Source organism: Aliinostoc maniaoense, from assembly GCF_058172895.1.
Genome location: NZ_CP187952.1, coordinates 3,980,808 through 4,004,034, shown reverse-complemented (window position 1 = coordinate 4,004,034; position 23,227 = coordinate 3,980,808). Strand labels below are relative to the sequence as shown.

Genomic DNA, 23,227 nt, shown 5'->3' with positions numbered 1-23,227 from the left:
GTGTCCTATTTTACAAATTACAAGTTTTGTTGAACACACTACCGAACTGCTCAAGCCATTAATAGATATCGCCATTTTCCTGAGTTGCGCTTTGTAAATTTAGTTTTAATTACTGAGGTTGATGAATTTATCAAATGCAAGTAAAAATATCTACAACTTCGCCTGTGTTGCTGATTGAATCTCAGCAATGTCTTTAGCGAATAATGCCGATTTCGTACTTTGTTTAACTTTGGGAACACAAGGGATAAATACAGAAGCAAGATCATCAACATTCACTAGATGGAAGAAGGTATTTTGCTTTAGAGTCAAGATATTTGACACTTGCAAGACTACCTCTAAATAGCCTTCTAGTGGTTCGCAACGTAAATTTTGACAAATAGTTACCTGTGTCAAAACTTAGTAATCGTGGATTATTAGTGAGTCATATGCCAAGCCATCACTATCTGAGGGTGCAATGGCTATATTCGAGTATAGAAGACAACGATATTTGATTTAGCAATGAGTATCTTTGCTGGCTTGTTGGCTTCCGTTTTGAGTATTATTTTCACTTAATTAATTGTTTTTTCTAGAATAAAATACTTGCTTTATCTCCGAATATTCTTGGTTTACTTAAGTGTAATTACGAGATATACGATACCACGTTTTCAAGTTGACTGGTATTCTTTATCTAATCTTTATTTTCATCCAAACTTTTTCCAAGCTTTCTTCATAAAAAACTATTTTTAATTAGTGTTAACACAAACTACTTATATAACTAGGAATCTCCTACTGCGAATATTAGGTGGACAACAGGCTTGAGGGTTTTCCCCACCCCGTTCCCTGCTTCGATGAATCCCCTGTCTTGATGAAGGTTTGAGGGCTTACCGTGAAAAGTCAGATAAATCATCTCATTATCGACAGTGACCTAGATTGCAAGTATCCTAATTGACCAAATTGTCTCCATCATTGCTTCTCTGTGAGCATTTTAGTAATTTATACTTACTCAATACTTAACTAAAGTAGGTCTAAAGCTAATCTACAAATACAATAACGAAATCTTTATAATACAAGGGTGTTATGTAAATTAGGATTTGTGTAGTAGATGAGGCTGATTTAGACTTGCAATACTTCCATCAGTAAAATGTATATTAAATTACTTTCTATATATTGAAATCACTGTCTTAACTCATGGACAACAAAAATTGATCATTGATTATACATACACTTAATGTGTCAGAGATTTTAGCAATTTTATTACAAACAATTTAAACATAATGAGTAAACAACCTTACCAAATCGTCAACATTGAACAGAATGGGACATCTCAACCTTTATTACCTCAACCTCAACCAGTTCCTGTTCCTTGGAGTGAGGAAGAACAAGAAAATTTTAGTATCAGGGATTGGCTAAACGTAGTCAAGAGGCGATCGCTAGTTATAGTTGGTGTATCTGTGACTGTGATGGTAGCTGTATCTATCAACGTTTTGCTCAGTAAACCAAAAATAGAATATGAAAGCAATTTTTTCATGTTAGTCGAACCAGTTAGTAGTGATAGCGATGTAGTAACTGTTGTTCAAGATAAAAGTTCCAACAATTCACAACTAGATTACGATAGCCAAATTCTGGTTCTCAAAAGTCCTGAAGTGATGCGAAATACACTCCAGCAATTGAGAACTTCCTATCCAAATATTTCCTATCCATCCCTCATCGAATCTCTAACTATTAATCGCATAGAAGAAACTAAAATTATACAAACACGGTATCGAAGTAACGACCCCAATGAAGTTAAAACCGTATTGGAACTCCTGTCAAAAGATTATTTAGAATATAGCCAAGAAAGACGACAAACTAAATTGCGCCAAGGCATTAAATTTATTAATGATCAGTTACCATCTATCCAAAACAGAGTTGATCAAATCCAGCAGGAACTTCAATTTTTCCGTCAAAAATATAATTTTAATAATCCAGAAACTTATGGAAGTTCATTGGATGGACAAGCCAGTTCTTTAGCGGGAACACAGCAAAGCATTGATTTACAATTAACTCAACTGCGTGATCAATTAAGTCTACTACAGACAGAAAAGGGTAGAAAAACAGTACTTAATGATGCTTCTTTGTATCAGCAACTTTTAGGTCAAGTAACACAATTAGATACTCAAATTGCCACAGAATCAACACTGTTGCAGGAAGCAAACCCCAGGTTGAAAACTTTGAAGGAAAAAAGAGACAGTTTGCTGCCAGTATTGTTGCAAGAAGAAAAGCGTTTTTTGGATGTGAGAACAGCACAGTTAAACACTCAGATTCAAGCTTTAGAAGTACAAAGGCAAGAAGTTACCCAAATAGCACGGGAACTAGAAAAACAGCGTAAGCAAGTACCAATTTTGATTCGCAGGTATACAGAAATTCAGCGTAAATTACAGTTTGCTAATGACAGTCTGAATCGTTTTTTATCAACCCGCGAAACTTTGCAAATTCAAATATCTCAAACAGAGTTAGGTTGGCAGTTAATTCAACCACCTAGTGAACCGAAGTTGGTTGCTGGTGCTAACAGATTACGTAATTTAATTCTGGGACTATTTGGCAGTATAGCGGCAGGTCTAGGAGTTGCTATTTTACTGGAGAAAACAGACAACACTTATCATACTGTACTGAAGCTGAAAAAGAAGGTAAATTTCCCCTTGTTAGGCAATGTTCCCTTTGATAATGAAGTCAAAGCCATTCAAGCCCGTACTACCAAATCCAAGTTTCCTCAACTGAAAATATTAAATCCGTCAGTAGAAGATAGTGAAGATACAAATGTAGCGATCGCGCAAGAATATAGCAGTTATTCCAACGATTTTTTAGATGCTTTAAGATTTCTTTATACAAATATTCAACAAATTAAACCTAATTCCCAAATACGCTCTTTAGTTATCAGCTCGGTGATGGCTGGTGATGGCAAGTCTATAGTCGCTTTTTATCTAGCTCAAACAGCTACAGCAATGGGATTGCGAGTACTACTTGTAGATGCTAACCTCCGCCAACCCATGATTCACAACTTAGCCAATTTAAAAAATCTATGGGGGTTGAGTAGTCTACTATCTACGAATTTACCAGTCAGTGAAGTCATTCATAAACTACCTTCTATGGAGCAGTTATCTTTAATCACTGCTGGGCCAGCACCTGATGATCCGATCAAGTTACTTGCTTCTGAAAAAATGAAGCAATTAATGACAGATTTTCAAAATGATTATGATTTAGTCATTTATGATGCTCCTCATTTCTTTGGACTATCTGATGTTAGTGTCATATCACCTCATACAGATGGGGTTTTGATGGTGGTGAGGATAAGTAAAACAGATGCCTCTGTAATTGAGCAAGCTTTAGATTATTTAAGAATTTTACCCTTGAATATTTTGGGTGTGGTTAGTAATAGTTAAAAAAGGATTGTACCCCTTGAAAAAGCTGCGGTGTACACACAAGTCTGATTAGCTTATCCTGCATCGTTTTGATCCGCCCTAACCCCCCTTGAAAAAGGGGGAACAAGAATCAAAGTCCCCATTTTTCAAGGGGATTTAGGGGGATCAAGCCAAATTTTGCACCTAGCATCCAGATGTGTGTACAACGTAGTTTCTGCCTGACAATAGCTAGCAACTTGGAAGAAAAAGCAAATGCTGTGAACAATATTAAATCTTATGATAATTAAATGTTTAGTTTTGATGAACACATGATGAAGTTATTAAGTATATCTATTGATTGATTGGCAGTTTCACCCTATATTCTTTACACACTGTCTTTTTGGTTTCTAAAAGATGATGAAGTATACTTCAGTTTTCTCTGCTCTGTTAGTAGGGGCAAGCGTTGCGGTTGTAACAACTGTGGTACAGCCTGCTGCTGCTATTCAAATGAGTACTTACACGTTTTACAACTTTGAGAACGTCCCAAATGGTGATACTTTTGGTGATGCTTATAAAAAATATTACTCATTGGATGTCATTGACTTGACGAATAATCAAGTATTGTTTCGGTTTAAAAACGATGCCAATAATCCTGCATCAAACTCCTTCATTAGTGAAGTTGCTTTCAACTTTGATACAAAAGACCTTCTAACTAACGTTTACACCGACACTAGCTTAAGCAACCTGCTCTACAATGGTGGTACTGTACTTTTTGACACTGTTGCAAGTAATTTACCGCAAAGCAATAATATACCAAATTGGGATAAAAAAGATTATGATGCAGGTGGAACATGGATAAAAGCCAAAAAGATTGAAGATCCTTGTAGCGGTACGAACTGCGGTGTTCAAGTAGGTGAACAGTTAGGTTTTCGTTTCACAGGTACTTATTCCGATGTTATTGCTGCTCTTAACGCTGGAGATCTCAGAATAGGTATCCATGTTCAGAGTTTACCTTATGGTAAAAGCGATTCCTACTACGCAACACCCGTTCCCGAACCCATCACTATGCTTGGTCTTGGTGTAGGTACTGTAGGATTAGGTGCATTAAAGCGTAAGTACGGCAAGAAAGAAGCTAAAGCAAAAGTAGCAGTCTAATCAAAACTGCAATAACTTTGATTAATTAAACAGTAAGGCTAGATTTTCTAAATGGTGTGTCATTAGTCTAATAGGTATGTTAAATAACTGTGACATAAAACACTCCTATCTCAATTTCAATGTGTTCTCTATTTTTCTTGCTTAACTCCAAATAATCATAAAAAAGTTAAATATTAAAAGCTTTATAATCAAAGTTCAGAAGTATAGTTGATTAAAATATACATATTTCAAATTTTGTACACATAAGTGTTATAAATTTAGATATCCATGTTAGCTTGCGCTATGCTTAACCTAATCTACTAATCTGAAAATCGTTAACTAAAGGTATTAGGCTATAAACTATAGTTCTTAGTGGGTGGCTCATGACATATCGGCAGGATGATTAAGGACTAAAGTCCTTACTACGAACGTTCATGAAGCAACTCAAGAGTGATTAATAACTAATGAGTAATGACTAAGAATTGGTATCGGATGGGGTTGGTGGGGATATTTTTGCTGTCTCTCACCTTCAGGTTTTGGGGATTAGATAGATTTAATACTTTGGTATTTGATGAGATTTATTACGCCAAGTTTGGTAATAATTATCTTATCCAGACACCGTTTTTTGATGGTCATCCACCTTTAGGTAAGTATATGATTGCCCTGGGAATGTGGCTTGGTAGTCATTTTACTTTTTGGCAAGAACCTGTGAATGGACTTACTGGTTCTTTGCGATCGCCTTGGAGTTATCGTTGGATAAATGCTCTATCCGGTTCGTTTATTCCCCTAATTATAGCTTATATTGCCTATCAATTAAGTTACCGTCGTAGTTTTGCTTTATTAGCAGGTTTATTTACCGCCTTGGATGGTATATTTATTGTTGAATCTCGCTATGCTTTAATTAACATTTATATAGTTTTATTTAGTTTATTGGGTCAGTTGTTGTTTTTATTAGGGTTAGCCAAACAACAACAACGTCAATTGTATTTTATCTTTGCAGGTATAGCTTTTGGTGCTTCCTGTGCTACCAAATGGAACGGGCTATTTTCATTATTTGGAATATATGTTATTTGGAGCGTTGCTTGGCTATACCAATTACTAACACATAAAGAACAAGCTAGAGAGATTATCAAAAAAGCATTTACGTTTAACAATAATTCATCTAACCAATATTTAATTAATATTTCCCAATATTCACCATTACAAAAGCTAACACAAATTAACTTTTGGCAGTTAATATTATTTTTAGGAATTATTCCCGTTGCTGTCTATAGTTTGCTGTGGATTCCTCACCTACAAATCAATCCCAAATATGGATTTATAGAGGTACACAAAGAAATTTTAGGATTTCATGAAAAACTAGGGGGTAATTCTCCTACAGTCCATCCTTATTGTGCTGCTTGGTACAAATGGCCATTACTAACTCGACCGATGGCTTATTATTATCAAACAGCGCAAAGTATCACTGATCCTTTACCTGTATTTGGGCCGCCTTTACCTCGTAATACAGGAAAAGTTATTTATGATGTTCATGCTATGGGGAATCCTTTTTTGTGGTGGTTTGGCTTGATATCTATATTATTTCTGTTGGGGATGCTATTAACGCCAGTAGTGATTCCTCTATTACAAAAAAGACAGGTGTCGCTACCTGAAAACCTTGGTACTGATAGTTGGATAGCTTTATTTTTAGTCTTAAATTACGCCGTTAATTTACTACCTTGGGTAAAAGTTACAAGGTGCGTTTTTATCTATCACTACATGACCTCTGTAGTATTTGCATTTTTAGCGATCGCTTGGTTTGTAGATCAATGTCTACACAGTTACCATCGCTCACTGCGATCTGTAGGTATCACTATTTCTTTTCTCATTATCGCTGCTTTTGTCTTCTGGATGCCGATTTATTTAGGTTTACCGCTTTCTCCCGAAGGTTATAGACTGCGGATGTGGTTTAGTTCTTGGATTTAATAATTCGTAATTCGTAATTCGTAATTCGTAATTGGGCATTGGGCATTAGATATTTCTCCCTTGTCTACCTTGTCTCCCTTGTCTCCCTTGTCTCCCCCTACTCCCTGCTCCCTGCCCCCTGCCCCCTGCTCCCAGTCCCCTACACCCCAATAAATCAAAAGCCCGGTTATAATTACCGAGCTTTTGATCATTATGAAGGGGATATATTCCCCAAAGGGTTCAATATAAAGTTTCTGTATAAACCGTTGTACTTAGCTGTACTAATAAGTAATACCACTGCGTTTTGAGGATTTCCGGAAAAGTAGCAAAGTTTTTTGGGAAAATCAATCCAGGAATCTACTGTGAGTATAAACGCGTAGACTGGAGATTGAAGGAGGATTTTTGGTTATTTACCGCATTTTTACTGATGAATAATCTATCTGGTAGCTGGCAGGAATGGTTAACCGTATCAACCTATCTAGGTTTAACAGTGTTTGTAATATGGTGTGTGTTTGCTTCACAGAAGCCAAGGGAATAGGGAGAAATGCCCCATGCCCTATACCCCATGCCCCATGCCCCAACTCTTGACTAGAGACTCAAACCAACACACACTGATGGAGGCGATCGCTTGGTTATGAAGTAGATTTTTACTGAGGATGTTGGTAGAAATATATTTTGTTAAAATACGAACTTGGTAAATCAAATTTTTCTCAGTAATATATTGTTCAATGTTGTTGTTGTGGCAATGGCACAATGTCAAAATTGCCATCGACAGGATTAGGACTATTGCAAAAATCGTTTGAGGATTAACATATGAAATATGGCATTGATATTGGGCATAATTCCCCACCAGATACCGGAGCTAGAGGTATAAAATTTGAAGATAATTTAGTTGTAGATGTTGGTAATAGAGTAATATCTAAGTTACAAGCTTTAGGACACGAAGTTATCTCCTGTAAACCAGACAGGTCTAGTTCAGTCAGAGATTCCCTCTCACAAAGATGTAACAAAGCTAATGCCGCTAGAGTAGAAGTCTTTGTGTCAATCCATTTTAATGCTTTTAATGGAAAAGCGAACGGGACAGAGGTGTTTGCTGCAAGTGATTCAGGTAGAAGAATTGCTCAACCTGTATTAAATGAAATCGTTAAATTAGGATTTTTTAACCGTGGGGTTAAGAATGGTTCTCACTTATTTGTGTTGCGAAATACAAATATGCCAGCAATTCTTGTAGAGTGTTGCTTTATTGATTCACAAAAAGATATGAATATCTTTGATCCTGAAGCAACAGCAAATGCAATTGTTAAAGGATTGACAGGTAAACTACCTAGTGTTCCTGTAAATGCTGTTCCTGATGAAGAACAGAATATAGATACTAGTGTTATGAGACTACAAAGGTCTTTAAATCGTCTCAAAATTACTGATAGAAATGGTAAGCCACTAGTAGAAAATAATCAACTCAACACAGAAACAAAATATGCTATAGAGAAGTTTCAGGGAATTGTTGGTATTGAACAAACTGGGATTGTAGGCGAAACTACTTGGAGTGTCATTAATCAAATTTTAGCCAAACGCATCATCAGACGTTCTCATGGTGGTGGCCCAGTAGTGAGGTATATACAATATCGAGTGGGCGCAGATGCTGATGGTATTTTTGGCCCGCAAACAGAAGCAGCAATTAAGAAGTTTCAAAGAGAAAATGGGTTAGTGCCTGATGCAATTATCGGCCCAGCAAGTTGGCAAAAATTAATTGGTTAGTTTACTAAAAAGTTAAAAGTCAAAAGCAGGAAAATTTTTAACTTTTGACTTTTGACTTGCCGCAATTAACCACGATTACGTTCTAGTAACAGCATCATAATTAAGCTTAATAAAACTTGTTTTTCTTCACGATCGCTCAGTTGATCTACAGGTTTAATGATAAATTTCCTAGATAGGAAAGTTGGGATTTTTTCTAACCGCATCACCACAGTACCATCAGCCCGACTCACTAAATAGACAGGATTAAATACATAACCGGTGAATAAACCCAAAATTGGTATTTCTGCAAAGAGTGCGTCTGCAACCTTCACCCAGGGATTTTGTTCTTGAATATTAAGATTAGTTACTTCCCCGTCAAAGATATCATAACGAGCTTTCCACAAAGATTTTAAACCCCGGCGTTTAACTGCACCAATATAATTACCATTACTGTCGGTGAAGTCATAACGAGCCGAGAAATCAATAATGCGATCGGCTTTAATGTAGTATAAAGGGCGAGTACGTTCCGCATCAGCAAAGATAGTAATCGCTTCTTTGAGTTTAAATAATTTTTGCTTAACGTAAAAAACTAAATTACTTTGAGAATCAGCAACAGAAATTTGTGGTGCTAATGCCCAAAGTTTAAAGGTAAGCTCCAATGGATACTGCATGGCTTTAGAGACAACAACAAAATTTTTAGTTTTATTATTAATCCCATTTATCGCATATATATAACAAACAACTAGTTAATTAATGTAAATATTACAACACGTAGAGTAATATTAATTCGTAATTCGTAATTCGTAAAACGACTTGAAAAAAAGTAAAAAGACTAGGATTGATTTTGTAGTAAGGACTTTAGTCCTTTTCTGTTCGGGGAGCGTCTGTCTACGACACGCTCCGCGAACGGAGAGAACGCACAGAGAACTAAAGTTCTCACTACAAACCCTAGGGGTAGGCAGAGTGTTATTGAGGATTGAGAAACTTAGCTACGGTTTGTACATCCTTGTCACCACGTCCAGAGCAGTTAATGATAATTCGGGGACTACCGTTGAGTTGAGGACATAGAGTTTCTAAATAGGCGATCGCATGGGATGTTTCCAAAGCTGGTATGATACCTTCCAATCTAGATAATCTTTGGAATGCTGCCAAAGCTTCGGCATCAGTCACACTATAATATTCAGCCCGACCTATATCCTTTAAATAGCTGTGTTCAGGGCCAACACCAGGATAATCTAACCCTGCACTAATCGAGTGTGCTTCTGTCACCTGTCCATCTTCATCTTGCAACAGATAACTCATCGCTCCATGCAATACACCAACGCGTCCTTTTGTCAAGGTAGCGGCGTGTTTTTCTGTATTGACACCTTCTCCAGCCGCTTCTACTCCTATCAACCTTACAGATGTCTCATGCACAAACTCGTGGAATAACCCCATTGCATTAGAACCACCACCCACACAAGCCATGAGAATATCAGGTAAACCACCCCATTTTTCTACAGCTTGAGCGCGGGTTTCTTCACCGATAACCGCATGAAAATCACGTACCATCATCGGGTAGGGATGGGGGCCAGCTACCGAGCCTAAGATGTAATGTGTAGTTTCCACATTCGTCACCCAATCCCGAATAGCCTCAGAGGTAGCATCTTTGAGAGTGCCTGTACCTGCTGCCACAGGACGCACTTCCGCACCCATCAGCCGCATTCTAAACACATTTAACGCCTGGCGTTCCATGTCATGAACACCCATGTAAATTACACATGACAACCCAAAGCGAGCGCAAACTGTAGCAGTAGCAACACCATGTTGTCCTGCGCCTGTTTCAGCAATAATGCGTTGCTTACCCATGCGCTTGGCCAATAATACCTGGCCAAGCGCATTATTAATTTTGTGCGCCCCTGTATGATTTAAATCTTCACGCTTTAAGTAAATTTGCGCTCCTGTGCCATCTGGACGGGCATAATGAGCAGTCAGGCGTTCAGCAAAATACAACGGTGTGGCGCGTCCTACATAGTCTTTGAGGAGTTGTTGTAGTTCTGCTTGAAAACTGGGGTCGTGACGATATTGCTGATAAGCTACTTCTAATGCCGATAAAGCAGGCATTAGTGTTTCTGGGACGTACTTGCCGCCAAAGCGTCCAAAACGTCCTTGTGTATCGGGAACTGAGGTAGTAGAGGGAGAATTTGGAGACAGAGGAGTGGTAGTCACAGAAATTATCTTGATGATGCGACAGCCTAATTATTTTGACATAGTTACCGACGTTCTAGGTCGTTGATTCTTCACAGATTACCTGACCAATACGTTGAAGAATTTGTAAAATATTATAGAGTTCTGTGGCAGATGTAAACAGGGCAAATATTCGTGAGACATCATACTGTGGTCTGCCTGCTTCCCACTTGACTTTGATAAATAAAACGTCATCCCCATTTGTTACCATTCCAAACACGGGTTTATCGAGTTGAAGGTTAGCCATTAGATAGGCTAGTGCTTGCGGTACAGCTGACCAAATTGAAACTGTGGTTTTTTTAGCTGAGACAGCAAGAAGCCTCTCACCTACCCGAAGGGAGGTGATGAGATGAATTGCGCGTGAGTGACGAATTGACCTCCGACCAATATCAACCGCTAGGTTGATTAGGAAGTGAGGTCGATGAGGAACGAACATCTAAACTCCTGATATATTCACGAATAATATCCGTTTTGGTTCTTCCTGACAGCTTTGCATATTGCTCTAATATTTCCATCTCCGATTGCTCTACACGGACATTTAAATTTACTTTTACCATTTGCATTGTAACGATATTTGCATTACAATAATACTAGATGACAAAGCCGTAGCTTGCTTCCCGTAGGGTAAATGCTGGTCATCTATACTGAACCTTGACAACTCAGAGTATGGGGTTCTACCCAGTAACAGGCATTTGTGTGTCGCTTCTGTGGGTAGGTAAAACTCTGACAGTACTAAGGATTGAACATTTGTCTTGAAAAGTTGTTCATGGGGGAAACCCCCAAGACCACACTTTTCGCTTTGTACTTGTTCAACTGTGCGGAGGGGCATCTCGTGCAGTCTAAACAAAGCTCAGTCAATGTCCGACGGGATACCGGGAGTCGCTGAGAAGCCCACACCTACAGCTTGCTGAGGTGTGGGAGTATGTCACACTCTAACACCATCACCCACAACTGATTTTGGATTACCAAAACATCAATGCGACCACGCAGCACTTCTTCACCATCATCGAGTACCAAATCTACAGATGATTCTGCTTTAATCCTGAAAGGAGGATCGTAAAATCCAGACTGTGCTAGCAACGGTGATACCACTAGCAACATGACTGTTCCTTCTAATAAATCACCTTCACCACGGTGGTATAAATATCTGCGTCGGATTACGTCCAGGGACGCTTTTTCTGCGGCTGTAATTTCGGGTAATTCACTTTTCCACTCTGGAAAAAATTGCTCTGACTCAATACGAACTAAACCAAAGCGGGTTTCTGCTTCACTCAAACTGGTAATTGCTTCTGTAATTGCTGTTACCTGTCTCATTCTTTCTTCACCGCTAAGAATAAATACTGATAGAGCCAATTAGCGACTCATGGCAAAAATCTGTTCAGCCGTTAGGGGTATATTGGGAAACAATCTAGAATCAATTTGCTCCTGACCTCGAAAAATTTTGGCGGGTAAATACTCGGCATCTGCAAGTTGATAAATAGTAATGGTGGGTTGCTTGGGAGAGCCAATGAAGCGAATCCCACCAAAAGCAGCATAGTCTATAATGATATACTCAAAAACCCCCAAGTCCTCGTATTCAGCAAGTTTTGTGAGATAGTCGTCCTTCCAGTTGTGGCTTACCACCTCAATAATTCCTGGTGGTGGAATATATGCAGCCGCAGAACTAGAACTTGTTTTCATCCTTTGCCATTCTTCCCTAGCAAAGATGACAATATCTGCTTTGCGGCTTTTTTCCTTTTCTCCTGGTGGGGTTTTCAGTCGAACCTGCTTGGACTGCCTCGATACATAAGGCAGATCATTTTCTTGACAGTAATTTTCGAGGTAAGCACACAGGTGTTGAATCAAATCTTCGTGATTGGCATTTGGTTCTGATAATGGCACAGGAATCCCATCTAATAGTTCAAACTCTCTGCCTGAACCATCATCCCAGGCCAGAAACTCTTCAAAAGTCAGTGGTTGTGTGACGGTTGCGTACATCGTCTTCCCTCCCTTGCTGACGGGTACTCAAGACAATGTTATCAAGAGTCATGGCTGATTTTCTGGTTATAGTTGGGAAAGGTGGGGTGATGGAGAGCGATCGCTCCTTCCAGGAGAAGATACGATGAAAGCGATCGCAATTACTGAGTCTAGCGCGATCGCCATCAGACATTACTGAGTCTCTATGCTATGCTGGACACCTTCAAAATTGTGGAGAATACAGGCGTGGCAGATAGTTTGTTTAGCGCATTGCGTAAATATCCCAAAATCCAAGAACTATTAAGATTAGTAAACTTATTTTTCTCAGTATTTATTTCTATGATATCTCTCTTTCATCTGCTGTTAAAAATTTAACTAAATTTCCTATGCCTACAGTTGCGATTATCTATTTTTCTGGCTCAGGCCATACTCATCTGATGGCACAAGCGATCGCTGAAGGTGCAAGTAAAGTTGAAGACATTACTGTAGAACTGCTGCGGATTACAGGAGAGGAGATTGTCAACGGTCGTTGGAATAATGATGATGTAATTGCTACCCTCAATCAAGCGGATGCGATTGTTTTTGGTTCACCTACCTATATGGGCGGTATAGCTGCTCAATTCAAAGCTTTTATTGATGCTACAAGTTCAATTTGGTTCCAACACGGTTGGAAAGACAAAATAGCCGGTGGGTTTACCCACTCTAGTTCTCCCAGTGGTGATAAGCAAGGAACGCTCCTATATTTAGCTACTAATGCGGCACAACATGGCATGATTTGGGTGAATGTTGGGGACTTGCAAAGCTTTCTGTTTGGTAAAGATGATGGTGTCAATCGACTCGGAGGATTTTTAGGTGTCATGGGTCAAAGTCCACTCGATATGAGCGGCAAAGAACCAGTATTAGATTCGGGAGATGGTCTGACTTCATTACGTTTTGGACAACGTATTGCAGAAGTAACTAAACGTTGGGTTAAGTGAATAGCTGCTGCAAAAGTTTTAAAGTTATTACACTCAGCTAAATTCATAATTGAGTTTAATCATATAGATTACCGACTTTTACCGACTGACAAACGCTGGTGCAATCGCTTAGGCTATTGACGGTGTTAACCATGCGGCATAATTGTTGATAGATTTATTTCCCAAGGTGAAGAAATTGATAAATTAGTTTAGCGATCGCATTCCACATATTTTATCAACATTATGGTTTTATTGGGATTGCTACGCACTTCATTACAGCTCAAGCAATTTACTGTGATCATTTTACTATCCCCAGCCCATTGCACAAATGACGGTCTTCTTCTTTGACATCTGCACTATTTTGCAAATAATCCCTGAGACAATGGCAAGCTTGGGCTAACAATTTCTCTGGACTAGAATCAAAATCTAAATTCCAGAGGGTGACTTTACCCAAAGAATCTGAGGAGGCTACAACCTGTCCATCTGGGCTAAAACTTGCGCTTTTCACCCCAGCATCTAAACCTGCAAGGGTTTGCAGCACTTTTCCCTGACGATTCCATAATTTGACTGTCATATCTTCACTGGCTGTAGCTAGAGTCTCTCCATTGGGACTAAAACTGACAGCATTCACTTCTCCCCCATGTCCCCGCAAAGTTAAAATTTCTTTACCTTCTCGATTCCAGAGTTTCACGGTTTTATCTTTACTGGCGGTAGCAATTATCTGACTATCAGGACTGAAATTTACAGCTTGTATCCCAGCTTGATGTCCTGTGAGGGTGACTAGTTCTTTTCCCTGGCGACTCCAGAGTTTAGCTGTGCCATCTTCGCTGGCGGTAGCGATGATTTCACCATCAGGGCTGAAAACTACGCTTCTGACACCGGCTTGATGTCCCCGTAAGGTTACAAGAGGCAGGGGAGCAGGGAGCAGGGAGTAAGGGGGAGGACTAGGACGCAGGTTGTACTCGGCTTTAGTAGGAGCGTCTTGGAAAGACGGGGCTTGTCTATACCCATGCTCGGCTTTGCTCCGCGCAGAGGAGAAGGGCTTGCTCCCCCTGCTCCTCCGCAATTGCTCCACTTGGGCAAAGCCCAAGACCGCATTGCTCTCTGCCCCCTTCCCCTCTGCTGCTTCAATTTCTCTACCATCTAAATTCCACAGTTTTACTGTGGTATCCCAGCTAGCACTAGCAATAGTTTTACCGTCAGGACTAAAACTGACGCTTCTGACATCTGCTTGATGTCCTTGTAAAGTTGCTAGTTCTTTTCCAGATAAATTCCACAGTTTGACGGTTTTATCTCGGCTGGCGGTAGCGATAATTTGACCATTTGGACTGAAAACTAGACTTCTAAGGTTATCACTATGACCGTTGAGTGTCGCTAATTCCTGTCCTTGGCGACTCCAGAGTTTTGCCATTGTGTAACGGCCAGTTGTAGCCAGAATTTTACCATCAGGACTAAAAATGACGCTGCCAGTGGCCGCTTCACCCAGATTAAAGCTTAAGGATGGCAGTTTTGCCGTGTCACTATTACTGATATTCCACAATCTGACAGTTCTATCTTCGCCGCTACTAGCTAAAAGTGTGCCATCTTTACTGAAGTTGACACCCCAAATAGCATCGGTATGTCCCCGCAAAATCTGTAATTCTTGACCTTGGCGATTCCAAAGGCGTACAGTTGTATCCCAGCTAGTTGTGGCGATGGTTTGACCATCACGGCTGAAGACTGCACTGGTAACGGTATCATTATGACCGCGCAGTGTCGCTAGTTCTTGGCCTGCTAAATCCCAAATTTTTGCGGTCTTGTCTCGGCTAGTTGTGACTAGATTTTTACCATCTGGGCTAAAACTAACGTACATTACCCAATTGTGATGCCCTCCCAAAGATAATAATTCTTTGCCATCTAAAGACCAAACTTTGGCTGTACCGTCTCGGCTGGCGGTAGCAATCATATTTCCTTTGGGGCTGAAATGGATAGCAACAGCTGGTTGTTTATGGGTAGGGAAAGATTTTAACTGCTGTCCTTCTAAGTTCCAGAGTCTCATTGTGCCATGCCATTCCATTGAGGCCACTGTCTTACCATCTGGGCTAAATCCGACACACGCTACCCAATCTTGATGATTTAAGGTTGTAATTTCTTTACCATCCTCCACACGCCAGATTTTCACGGTTTTATCACGACTGGCACTAACTAACATCTTGCCATCGGGACTAAAATTCACGCTCCAAACTGCGTCCGTATGACCACGCAAAGTATGTAATAATTTACCGTCACGCCGCCAAATTTTGATGGTTTTGTCCCAACTAGCACTAGCTAACTTCTGTCCATCGGAACTGAATTTCACCCGTGTGACGATATCTCCATGACCAACTAAACGGTTGCGTTCGCGCACCCAGTAAAGGGACTGGCGTAAGGTCTTTTCTACCTGCACCTGTAAATCTGTATCTGCATTTTTCCAGCCTATTTGGTTTAACTTGATACCTGCTTTGAGACTTTCTAGTAAAGCATCAAAGTTATTATGGGACTCAAACGCTGTTTCTGATGCAAGTGTTAAGGCTTTAATTTCACCTAAGCTGACTTGTTGCTTTTGTTGTGCGGTTTGCCATGTGAGTAAACTGGAGATTCCCAAGAGGATGACAGTTACAAGGGAGAGGACTGATAATCCCACAAACCCACGACGAATCCTTTGTTGGGCTTGTTTTTCGGCGTTGATGAGGATTTGATTGGCTTGTTCTGATGCTATAAGCGCGCTTTGGACTTCCCGTTTTTCTAGTTCCTCACTCGCCGCTAAAAAACGATAGTCTATATTACTCAAACTTTTACCCTTCGCCCAAATTTGAGCATCCTTGAGGGTTTGTCCGCGCAAGAGGTGGGTTTCATTTTGATAATCTGAGGCTACCCAAGCATTAATTAAATCTGCGTAGGGACGTAATTTTTTTAGTTGCTTTTCTACCCAATCTAGATTAAAAACTTCTTGGTAAATGCGGTTGTAAACTTGTAAGCTACCTTGTCTTTTAACAACTAACCCCGATAGGAGTAATTCGATTTTTTCTGGTGAATCATCGGCAGGGACACCACCATTTTGTAATATTTGCAGATATAGTCCCAGTAGTCTGCTAGCTCGTTGTTCATTGCACAGTAATCTATCACGGATGGTTCTTAAATGGGGTGGTTCATCAACAGATGCCCAGTTATCGATGATCTGCGATCGCACTATAGCAGATATTTGATCTGCGATCGCTTCACTGGGAGTCAATATCTCTTGCATTAATTTTTTCAGAAAAGGTGATGCGATCGCAGCAACTTTCCCTTTTTCTCCTGTTCCCTTATCCCAATGCTGTGCAACTAATTGACAGAGCTTCTGAGTCAGAAATGGTTGTCCTCCAGTCCAAACCAGTATTTCTTGCAGTGCTGCTGGGGGATTTTCTACTCTATTCGCCAACCCCGTTTCTAATGGTTGAATTTCCCTCAGAGTAAACCCATGTAATTCAATTGCGCGTCCAATATTAAAAGGTGTACGGGTTTTATCTGTAATTAAATCTGAAGGCGTTGCTACTCCCAACAGCGCAAAAGTTAAACGCTGATGTTCGTGACAAGAACGAATCAAAGCAAAAAAGTCATCTGTATGAAATGGTAAGCTGATAGTGCTATCAATTTCATCGAAAAAAATCACTATCGGCTGCGAAATTAATTCCGGTAAAACAGCTTCCAGTAATTCACCCAAGCGACCAACTGGAGATAAATCTTGTCTTTGAGCTAACCAATTACGGACATTAATTTGATTAGTTAGTCGCAAACTCCTAACCAGTCGCATAATAATATCTGCATACCACTGGTTGGCTGTAATATTGCTATTGCCAATTCCTGATAAATCAACCGTCGTGCAAGTAATACCATCCTCTTGTAATCTTTTAGCCACCTGCACCCGCAAGCTAGATTTGCCCATTTGACGACAGTTAAGAACATAACAAAATTCACCTCCTCTTAAGGCGTTGTAGAGTTCTTCATCAGCCTGTCGAACTACATAACTGGGTGCATCAATGGGGAGGCGGCCGCCAACTTGATATTCGTAGGATGAAATCAGTTTCTGCACGGGTTTTCCTGCCTTCAAGTCTAAATCGATGCCATCACAAAATGGATTGACATATTTATATAGGTTTTAGCTGCCACTGTCTATGTAGAAAAGTTAAGGATTTTTCTGAATTAACCTTCCTGTGGCTATCTCTTGAAAGGCGGGAGTTCGTCACGACTGATTTAATTGGGTATTTTAAATTTCCTGGCGGAGAAGTAATTAAAAGTTAACACAGTATTTTTGTTGGTGTTGATTTGGGGATTTCTGCCTAGGGAAGTTGAACGATGAGCTTGTGTAAATAAACTTAAAGTAAAAGTTAAAATACCAGCTAACAAAAGTCTTTCTATCATAATCCTCCTCCCCAAACCACAAAATAATAAAATATATTTATGTCATGCTTAAGCGTAGTTTATTGTTTTTTCAAAAATGCGATCGCCAATACTGGACGATACCCATCACCCAAGGTAAGCCTGTAACACTGACTAAGGACTAGAATATTCATGATTGTTTCAATAATACTTGTTATATATATCGCTAGTTAAGGAAGGAATTACGCAAAAGTATTTTTTAAAATTGACATCCTAAAAATAACCCCAATCTCTTTAAGAGATTGGGGTTATAGATTTGTTAAGTAGCCTTCCTGAACTGCGTACACCCCTACACCCCTTCATAAATCACACTGGCAAAGATAAGCCTGTAACAGCTATCACACCAGCCAGCACACTAGCCACGAGGGAAGATAGTGCTGCACCAAATAGCCACCAAGCTGCACTAGCAACGGTTCTGCGGGTGGCTTCAGCTTGCTTTCTGGCTTGTTCTTGCACGGCTTTGATGCGTTTTTGGGTTTCTTGTTGAATCCTTTCGGCACGTTGTAATACACTATCCCGTGCGGCTTCGATTTGGTTAATGATGCGGTTAGCGTCTTCTTGGGAGATATCCTCACGGGAACTTAAGATAGCTACTAGGGTATCACGGTCAAATTGACTGAGGCGATCGCGCAAAGCTGCAAATCCCACTTGCGGATCATCGAATAATTTGGCAAAGTCTTGTCTAATACCTTCATAGCTGAGTTCTGGACGTTCTAAGGAGTCGAGATATTGACGAATCCTAGCAAAAATTTGGTCAATGGCTGACTGGAATCGTTGCTGGATTTGTTGAATTTGCTCCACAATCGAGTTACGGGTAGACTCGATTTGCTCAACAATACGGTTAGCTTCCTCCTCGGAAATATCTTCTCGTTGAGACAGTAACGCCACCATTGTCGAACGGTCGAATTTAGAGACGCGATCGCTTAAATTTTCTACTCCCAAGCGGGGATCTTGCAAGAGTAATCGTAAATCTCGTTTGATTCCTTCGGGGTTGAGTTCGTCTTTGTTGGTGTGACGCAGATAGTTTTCTAGACTAGTTGCAAAATCACCCATTCTTTGGGTAGTGCGTTTTGCCAAGCGGCGTGGCGTTCTGATAATATTGGCGATCGCCTCTTGTACTTGGTCAATGGTGCGATTAACTTGCTCTTCGCTGAGGTTTTGTTGTTGACTGAGGAGTTTCACTAAGGTTTCGCGGTCAACTTGTGCTAATCTGTGACGTAACGCAGTTGCACCTTCTTGTGGCTGAGTCAGTAAGGTTTCTAAATCCCGTCTAATACCTTCCGGGTTGAGTTCTTCGAGGTTAGTATCGCGGAGATAATCAGCAATAGTTTTGATAGTGCGATCGTACTGTTCTCTAGCTTGTTCTAATGTTGCTTGTGGTGCTTGTAAAACGTTGTTCCACACAGATTCTAACTGGTCAATAATTTGATTGATTTGCTCTTGACTCAAATCTTGACGCTGAGATAGCAATTTCACTAAGGTTTCGCGGTCAAACTGTGATAAACGTGATCTAATCTGCTTAATTCCTACTTGTGGATCTGCCAACAATGCCTGAAAATCACGTTTGATACCTTCAGGATTTAACTCATCTTTGTTAGTATTGCGGAGATAATTTTCTACTCTTTGCCATAATTGATTAACTCTCGTTGTGGCTTGTTCTTGTTGTTCTCTGGCTTGATTGGAGACATCATTGCAGATACCTTCAATTTGACCAACAATATTGTTAGCTTCCTCTTTGCTAAAATCTTGCCGTTGCAAGAGTATCTGTACAAAAGCTTCCCGGTCAAATCCTTGTAACAAAGTACTAAAATCAATAGATTGGTCGTCTAATTCTGTTAACAAGTTGGTAAAATCTCGCTGAATCGCTTCTGAATGCAGTTGTTCTTTACCAGTTGCGCGCAGATAATTTTCAATGCGAAAACGAACTTTGTGACCTGTTTCTACTTTTTCAGATTGACGCACATTTTCTAGCACTTCCTGACGGATGCTTTCCATTTGTTGTGCGATTTCTGTCACCCTCGCTTCACTAATATCACCTCGTTGTGTCAGCCAATTACTAAAGTCATTTTGCTGGAGTTTTTCTAGTTGCTGACGGACATTTGTAGGATCTGCTTGGGGGTCATAAATGACCTCTGCAAATTCATTTTTAATTGTGATGCGATTGAAATGCCAAGGAAAAGAATGCAAAATATAATCTTGGACATCTGATTTGATGGTGTTGTCACTCGCTGTAGGAAATCTAGTAGAGATTTGCTCAGTGGTTTTATCTCTGATTTGTTGAATTTCGTGGGTGATTTTATCCACATCAATATCTTGCACTTTGTCTTTTAACTTTTGTAATTGATGGGTGATTTTATCCACATCAATATCAGAGACATCAACTCGGTCTAAAACGGCTGGGATAGCAGCAGTTACCCCATATTGTACAGCTTGCTTCATTAAGCCATTTCTGCCGTTACCGTTTCTTCTGCCGGTGGTGACTAACTGCTGTAATCTTTCTCCTAAATCTTCTGATTTTAATTCTTCGGGAGTAGCAGATTGTAGCAAGTTAATTACTTGTTCCGTAGGGTTACGACGAGCAAAAGTTTGTTCCCAAGCGGTGTTTAATTGGTCAGCAATTTGATTTATATTATCCTGAGATAAATTGGTTTGACGGCTAATTAAATCCACGAAAGTTTGGCGATTAATGTTTTTGAGTAAATCACCATCAGCGAGCGATCGCCAATCTACATCACTGAGAATTTTATCAAATTGACTGCGAATTTCTCCTACATCTAATTTTGGCAGTGGTAGAGATTTTAGAGAATTTTGCACAGTATTGCTAATACTTTCCGCATCCAAACCAGCAGTTAATTCTCTCCGCACTGCGGCTGTAATTTCTTCTGCTGTAGAAACCGCTTGTTGTTGTACTGCACCCGCACCAATAGCTGTAGTAGCAGTTCCCATCAGGGATTGTAAACCAGAATTAACAGTATTGATAATCGAACCGAGTAGAGAACCAACTGCAAAAGAACCGAACCAAACTACCAATAAAAAATAGGTAGACCAAATGACAACGCCAATAATCGCTCCTAGCAGTACACTATTAATTAAACTCAGTTTCACCGCTAAAAAGCAAGCGGCAAACAAGGCAATACTGGCGGTTACTATGCCCCAAGTCCCGACTTTCGCCTCAACTTTGCGAATTGTGCTGCCCAAACTTGCTGATTCTTCATCATAATCTACATCAGTTCCTAAAGTAGATATTCTGGCAGCAACCGAAAGATTAGTTAATAGTAATTGAAACGCGATCGCCATTAAAGTACCAGCTAACAAAGCTACTACAAACTTAGAAGCTGAAAACCCAAACAATGGTTCTATTGGTACTATGACATCTGGCAGTCCTGTTGTTGGTGTTACACCAAAAGATAGCCAAGGCTGCATCAAAATATTTGTCAATATTTGCCACATAGTATTTTTTCTCTTACGCCGAATATATGCAATCTCCATTTTCCAGAGAATGCCTTATTTCTGAGTCTAGATATCACTTGTATTTGACTTACACTTTCTTAAGTAGTAATTTAAATTATCGAAAGTTATATATAGCGTTTCCTAGTCTACTGAAGTACAAATCTCTGCGTAACTCTGCGCTTTACTTTGCGTACCTTTGCGTTTCAAAATAGTATCTGTACCTCACTTAACTGGGAATCGCTATAAATCTAAAAATAATTTTCAGTGCTAATTTATGAATTAGGTAATTTACTATATCTAAATCAAACTATGTATTTTACAATCTAAAAGTTAAGTTCCTACTCAGGTTAGTCCTTTTGATTGTTAGATGTAAAGTTTTTTAAAGATAAATTATGTTGTTGATGCGAAAAAATTAGATATGCTTGTAAGTGTATTCTCTCATCTTCGAGATGCTGTCCATGATGATGACTTGCAGAACTCAAGCTTGGCTATAAGTGTGTGCTGTGTGCGATCGCTCAAAATGCCCACTACCATGATAATATGGCAGTAGTGCAGGATAAGGTAACTAATTAAGCGGATGAAAGTATACTAGCTAAAGCACTTAGAGCTAGAGTTTCATTTGTTTGATGCCACTGGCAACAATATTTAACCTAAATTGTATAAAAGTAAGCAAGTGTAAATAAATATAGCTAATCATTAAAATAGTCACTTTTGAGACTAACTCCTGACTTATCGTGATTGACAATTGCCAAGACTAATGATTATGTTTATTTACATCTGATCACTTAGAAAAACTGTTTTGATTACACAATAGAAAAACTATGGAAACCGAACAACAACAACCGGAATCCTTAAATGCGACTGTACCACAAGGCACAATAGCACTGCCCACTCCAGAAAATGCTCAAATACAAAAGCTACCACCTGCAACTGATCCCAATGCCCAATGGCAGCAAACTGCAAAACAAGTAGCTGATGTTTTCGGACAACTCCCTGATTATTTAGGAAGTTTTTATCAACAATACAAGCAGCCTATTGTCACTGTTTTTATTATTTTATCATTGATAGTGACACTGAAGGTATTACTGGCTTTACTAGATGCAATTAACAATATACCTCTCCTCTCACCAATTTTTGAAGTGATAGGAATTAGTTATTCAACTTGGTTCGCTTTTCGTTATCTTCTTAAGTCTTCAACTCGCAAAGAACTAATAGCAGAAATTGATTCTGTCAAAAATCAGCTTTTTGGTGGATAGAATTTATCTCAACTAATTGCTTTCATTTACAACCCCGTTTTCTTGAGTAAAATGGGGTTATTATTTTTTGACAATAAAAATTAATTTTTTCATGCCCAATGCCCATTTTCAAGGCAGTCTAGTCTGATTTGAATATATCTCAAGACATAAACAGATATTCAAACTTCCTTTTTAAACACTACTAAAGATAGTAGATTTATAGTGTTCAAAAGCATAGCATTGTTCTCGAAGTTTTAATAGTTGTTTTAACGAGGACATATTTATGACTAAGGAAGAAAATAAAACAATAGACTCATCTGAACGTATAGAAGTAGATACTTACGATAGAGGTATTGTCCCGGCTGAAACTGCTGCTCGCAAAGCCAGAGAAGGGGATTTATATAAAACACTCCCCACGGAAGCAAGAGAAGCAGATGCACCTACTGATGACCAAACAAACCCTGAAAGTATTCACACCACAGACGGCTATACTGTAGACAAAGAAGGTTTGTTAAATAACTATGCAGTTGAACCGGAAATGTACTACGAAGTTCCTGGTGATGCCACAGCCGCAGCAGAACAAGATACTGCTAACAGAATGCAAGAGTTAGCGGAAGTTAATGAAGATAAAGAAGGCGAGTTAACTGAAAAACGTGATGTTAGAGGTAAGGGAACAGGTTTAATCTAGGACTGCCATTTTATCTTCAACACAAAAGTGTTGAAAAATATTAATTTCGTCTGCGCGTCATACTCTCATTAGGATCAATCTCAAAACCTGATTAATTCAAAAACCAGGTTTTGA

Annotated in this window: 20 protein-coding genes and 1 pseudogene; 9 read left to right on the top strand and 12 right to left on the bottom strand. The window is 39.5% G+C overall.

Annotation, left to right across the window (positions count from 1 at the left end):
• Positions 1–150: 150 nt before the first annotated feature.
• Positions 151–393, bottom strand: a complete 243-nt coding sequence (locus ACPZ3T_RS17315; protein WP_490270707.1) for a hypothetical protein — start codon at positions 391–393, stop codon at positions 151–153.
• An 860-nt stretch (positions 394–1,253) separates the two neighbouring features.
• On the opposite strand from ACPZ3T_RS17315, the gene ACPZ3T_RS17310 reads away from it, so the two are divergent.
• From ACPZ3T_RS17310 to ACPZ3T_RS17300, 3 genes are all read left to right on the top strand, one after another.
• Complete coding sequence (locus tag ACPZ3T_RS17310; RefSeq protein ID WP_490270706.1) at positions 1,254–3,398, top strand: GumC family protein; 2,145 nt, start codon at positions 1,254–1,256, stop codon at positions 3,396–3,398.
• Positions 3,399–3,770: 372 nt separating this feature from the next.
• On the top strand, positions 3,771–4,511 hold the full coding sequence (locus ACPZ3T_RS17305; RefSeq protein WP_490270705.1) for a PEP-CTERM sorting domain-containing protein: 741 nt from the start codon (positions 3,771–3,773) through the stop codon (positions 4,509–4,511).
• Positions 4,512–4,961: 450 nt separating this feature from the next.
• Positions 4,962–6,455, top strand: coding sequence for a dolichyl-phosphate-mannose--protein mannosyltransferase (locus ACPZ3T_RS17300; protein ID WP_490270704.1), 1,494 nt, complete (start codon positions 4,962–4,964; stop codon positions 6,453–6,455).
• Here ACPZ3T_RS17300 and ACPZ3T_RS17295 read toward each other — a convergent pair.
• Entirely contained in the window at positions 6,452–6,646 is a 195-nt protein-coding gene (locus ACPZ3T_RS17295) for a hypothetical protein (RefSeq protein WP_490270703.1), read from the bottom strand. The genes ACPZ3T_RS17300 and ACPZ3T_RS17295 overlap by 4 nt on opposite strands.
• A gap of 300 nt (positions 6,647–6,946) precedes the next feature.
• Between ACPZ3T_RS17295 and ACPZ3T_RS17290 the strand changes: the two genes are divergently transcribed.
• Together ACPZ3T_RS17290 and ACPZ3T_RS17285 are read left to right on the top strand one after the other, a co-directional pair.
• A complete protein-coding gene (locus ACPZ3T_RS17290) occupies positions 6,947–7,072 on the top strand; it encodes a hypothetical protein (protein WP_490270702.1) in 126 nt (41 codons plus the stop codon).
• Positions 7,073–7,247: 175 nt separating this feature from the next.
• Positions 7,248–8,189: an N-acetylmuramoyl-L-alanine amidase gene (locus ACPZ3T_RS17285; protein WP_490270701.1), complete on the top strand. Its 942-nt coding sequence runs from the start codon at positions 7,248–7,250 to the stop codon at positions 8,187–8,189.
• 65 nt (positions 8,190–8,254) lie between these two features.
• Here the strand turns inward: ACPZ3T_RS17285 and ACPZ3T_RS17280 are convergent, their stop codons facing one another.
• The 7 genes and pseudogenes from ACPZ3T_RS17280 to ACPZ3T_RS17250 form a co-directional block, all read right to left on the bottom strand.
• Complete coding sequence (locus ACPZ3T_RS17280) at positions 8,255–8,839, bottom strand: LURP-one-related family protein (RefSeq protein ID WP_490270700.1); 585 nt, start codon at positions 8,837–8,839, stop codon at positions 8,255–8,257.
• Between the two features lie 295 nt (positions 8,840–9,134).
• Entirely contained in the window at positions 9,135–10,376 is a 1,242-nt protein-coding gene (trpB, locus tag ACPZ3T_RS17275) for a tryptophan synthase subunit beta (protein ID WP_490270699.1), read from the bottom strand.
• A gap of 55 nt (positions 10,377–10,431) precedes the next feature.
• The gene (locus ACPZ3T_RS17270; protein WP_490277422.1) at positions 10,432–10,830 is read right to left on the bottom strand and encodes a hypothetical protein; all 399 of its coding nucleotides are present in this window, start codon (positions 10,828–10,830) and stop codon (positions 10,432–10,434) included.
• On the bottom strand, positions 10,784–10,909 hold the full coding sequence (locus ACPZ3T_RS17265; RefSeq protein WP_490277256.1) for a hypothetical protein: 126 nt from the start codon (positions 10,907–10,909) through the stop codon (positions 10,784–10,786). The genes ACPZ3T_RS17270 and ACPZ3T_RS17265 overlap by 47 nt, the downstream gene beginning before the upstream one ends.
• Positions 10,910–11,324: 415 nt before the next feature.
• Positions 11,325–11,708: pseudogene (locus tag ACPZ3T_RS17260) on the bottom strand (type I restriction endonuclease subunit R); the annotation flags it as partial.
• Positions 11,709–11,747: 39 nt separating this feature from the next.
• The gene (locus tag ACPZ3T_RS17255; protein WP_490270698.1) at positions 11,748–12,371 is read right to left on the bottom strand and encodes a Uma2 family endonuclease; all 624 of its coding nucleotides are present in this window, start codon (positions 12,369–12,371) and stop codon (positions 11,748–11,750) included.
• Entirely contained in the window at positions 12,337–12,543 is a 207-nt protein-coding gene (locus tag ACPZ3T_RS17250) for a hypothetical protein (protein WP_490270697.1), read from the bottom strand. The genes ACPZ3T_RS17255 and ACPZ3T_RS17250 overlap by 35 nt, the downstream gene beginning before the upstream one ends.
• 193 nt (positions 12,544–12,736) lie before the next feature.
• On the opposite strand from ACPZ3T_RS17250, the gene ACPZ3T_RS17245 reads away from it, so the two are divergent.
• Positions 12,737–13,327 (top strand): flavodoxin family protein, encoded by a 591-nt coding sequence (locus tag ACPZ3T_RS17245; protein ID WP_490270696.1) that lies wholly within the window; start codon positions 12,737–12,739, stop codon positions 13,325–13,327.
• Between the two features lie 277 nt (positions 13,328–13,604).
• Here ACPZ3T_RS17245 and ACPZ3T_RS17240 read toward each other — a convergent pair whose 3' ends face one another.
• The 3 genes from ACPZ3T_RS17240 to ACPZ3T_RS17230 all read right to left on the bottom strand — a co-directional run bounded on the left by ACPZ3T_RS17240 (position 13,605) and on the right by ACPZ3T_RS17230 (position 21,190).
• Positions 13,605–17,393, bottom strand: coding sequence for a WD40 domain-containing protein (locus tag ACPZ3T_RS17240; RefSeq protein ID WP_490270695.1), 3,789 nt, complete (start codon positions 17,391–17,393; stop codon positions 13,605–13,607).
• Positions 17,394–17,554: 161 nt separating this feature from the next.
• Complete coding sequence (locus tag ACPZ3T_RS17235) at positions 17,555–17,722, bottom strand: hypothetical protein (RefSeq protein WP_490270694.1); 168 nt, start codon at positions 17,720–17,722, stop codon at positions 17,555–17,557.
• 324 nt (positions 17,723–18,046) lie between these two features.
• Positions 18,047–21,190, bottom strand: coding sequence for an MFS transporter (locus tag ACPZ3T_RS17230; RefSeq protein WP_490270693.1), 3,144 nt, complete (start codon positions 21,188–21,190; stop codon positions 18,047–18,049).
• A gap of 418 nt (positions 21,191–21,608) precedes the next feature.
• Between ACPZ3T_RS17230 and ACPZ3T_RS17225 the strand changes: the two genes are divergently transcribed.
• The 3 genes from ACPZ3T_RS17225 (at position 21,609) to ACPZ3T_RS17215 (ending at position 23,113) form a co-directional block, all read left to right on the top strand.
• Positions 21,609–21,740 (top strand): hypothetical protein, encoded by a 132-nt coding sequence (locus ACPZ3T_RS17225; protein ID WP_490270692.1) that lies wholly within the window; start codon positions 21,609–21,611, stop codon positions 21,738–21,740.
• A gap of 271 nt (positions 21,741–22,011) precedes the next feature.
• Positions 22,012–22,446 carry a CAAD domain-containing protein gene (locus tag ACPZ3T_RS17220; RefSeq protein WP_490270691.1) on the top strand — a complete coding sequence of 145 codons (435 nt, stop codon included), beginning with the start codon at positions 22,012–22,014 and terminating at the stop codon, positions 22,444–22,446.
• Positions 22,447–22,708: 262 nt separating this feature from the next.
• Complete coding sequence (locus tag ACPZ3T_RS17215; protein WP_490270690.1) at positions 22,709–23,113, top strand: hypothetical protein; 405 nt, start codon at positions 22,709–22,711, stop codon at positions 23,111–23,113.
• Positions 23,114–23,227: the final 114 nt, after the last annotated feature.

Coding starts and splice junctions, on each gene's coding strand:
- ACPZ3T_RS17310 (WP_490270706.1), top strand. CDS start 1,254: ATGAGTAAACAACCTTACCAAATCGTCAACATTGAACAGAATGGGACA.
- ACPZ3T_RS17255 (WP_490270698.1), bottom strand. CDS start 12,371: ATGTACGCAACCGTCACACAACCACTGACTTTTGAAGAGTTTCTGGCC.
- ACPZ3T_RS17285 (WP_490270701.1), top strand. CDS start 7,248: ATGAAATATGGCATTGATATTGGGCATAATTCCCCACCAGATACCGGA.
- ACPZ3T_RS17265 (WP_490277256.1), bottom strand. CDS start 10,909: ATGGAAATATTAGAGCAATATGCAAAGCTGTCAGGAAGAACCAAAACG.
- ACPZ3T_RS17295 (WP_490270703.1), bottom strand. CDS start 6,646: ATGATCAAAAGCTCGGTAATTATAACCGGGCTTTTGATTTATTGGGGT.
- ACPZ3T_RS17300 (WP_490270704.1), top strand. CDS start 4,962: ATGACTAAGAATTGGTATCGGATGGGGTTGGTGGGGATATTTTTGCTG.
- ACPZ3T_RS17305 (WP_490270705.1), top strand. CDS start 3,771: ATGATGAAGTATACTTCAGTTTTCTCTGCTCTGTTAGTAGGGGCAAGC.
- ACPZ3T_RS17220 (WP_490270691.1), top strand. CDS start 22,012: ATGGAAACCGAACAACAACAACCGGAATCCTTAAATGCGACTGTACCA.
- ACPZ3T_RS17235 (WP_490270694.1), bottom strand. CDS start 17,722: ATGATAGAAAGACTTTTGTTAGCTGGTATTTTAACTTTTACTTTAAGT.
- ACPZ3T_RS17230 (WP_490270693.1), bottom strand. CDS start 21,190: ATGTGGCAAATATTGACAAATATTTTGATGCAGCCTTGGCTATCTTTT.
- ACPZ3T_RS17250 (WP_490270697.1), bottom strand. CDS start 12,543: ATGTCTGATGGCGATCGCGCTAGACTCAGTAATTGCGATCGCTTTCAT.
- ACPZ3T_RS17245 (WP_490270696.1), top strand. CDS start 12,737: ATGCCTACAGTTGCGATTATCTATTTTTCTGGCTCAGGCCATACTCAT.
- ACPZ3T_RS17270 (WP_490277422.1), bottom strand. CDS start 10,830: ATGTTCGTTCCTCATCGACCTCACTTCCTAATCAACCTAGCGGTTGAT.
- ACPZ3T_RS17225 (WP_490270692.1), top strand. CDS start 21,609: ATGCTTGTAAGTGTATTCTCTCATCTTCGAGATGCTGTCCATGATGAT.
- ACPZ3T_RS17215 (WP_490270690.1), top strand. CDS start 22,709: ATGACTAAGGAAGAAAATAAAACAATAGACTCATCTGAACGTATAGAA.
- ACPZ3T_RS17280 (WP_490270700.1), bottom strand. CDS start 8,839: ATGCAGTATCCATTGGAGCTTACCTTTAAACTTTGGGCATTAGCACCA.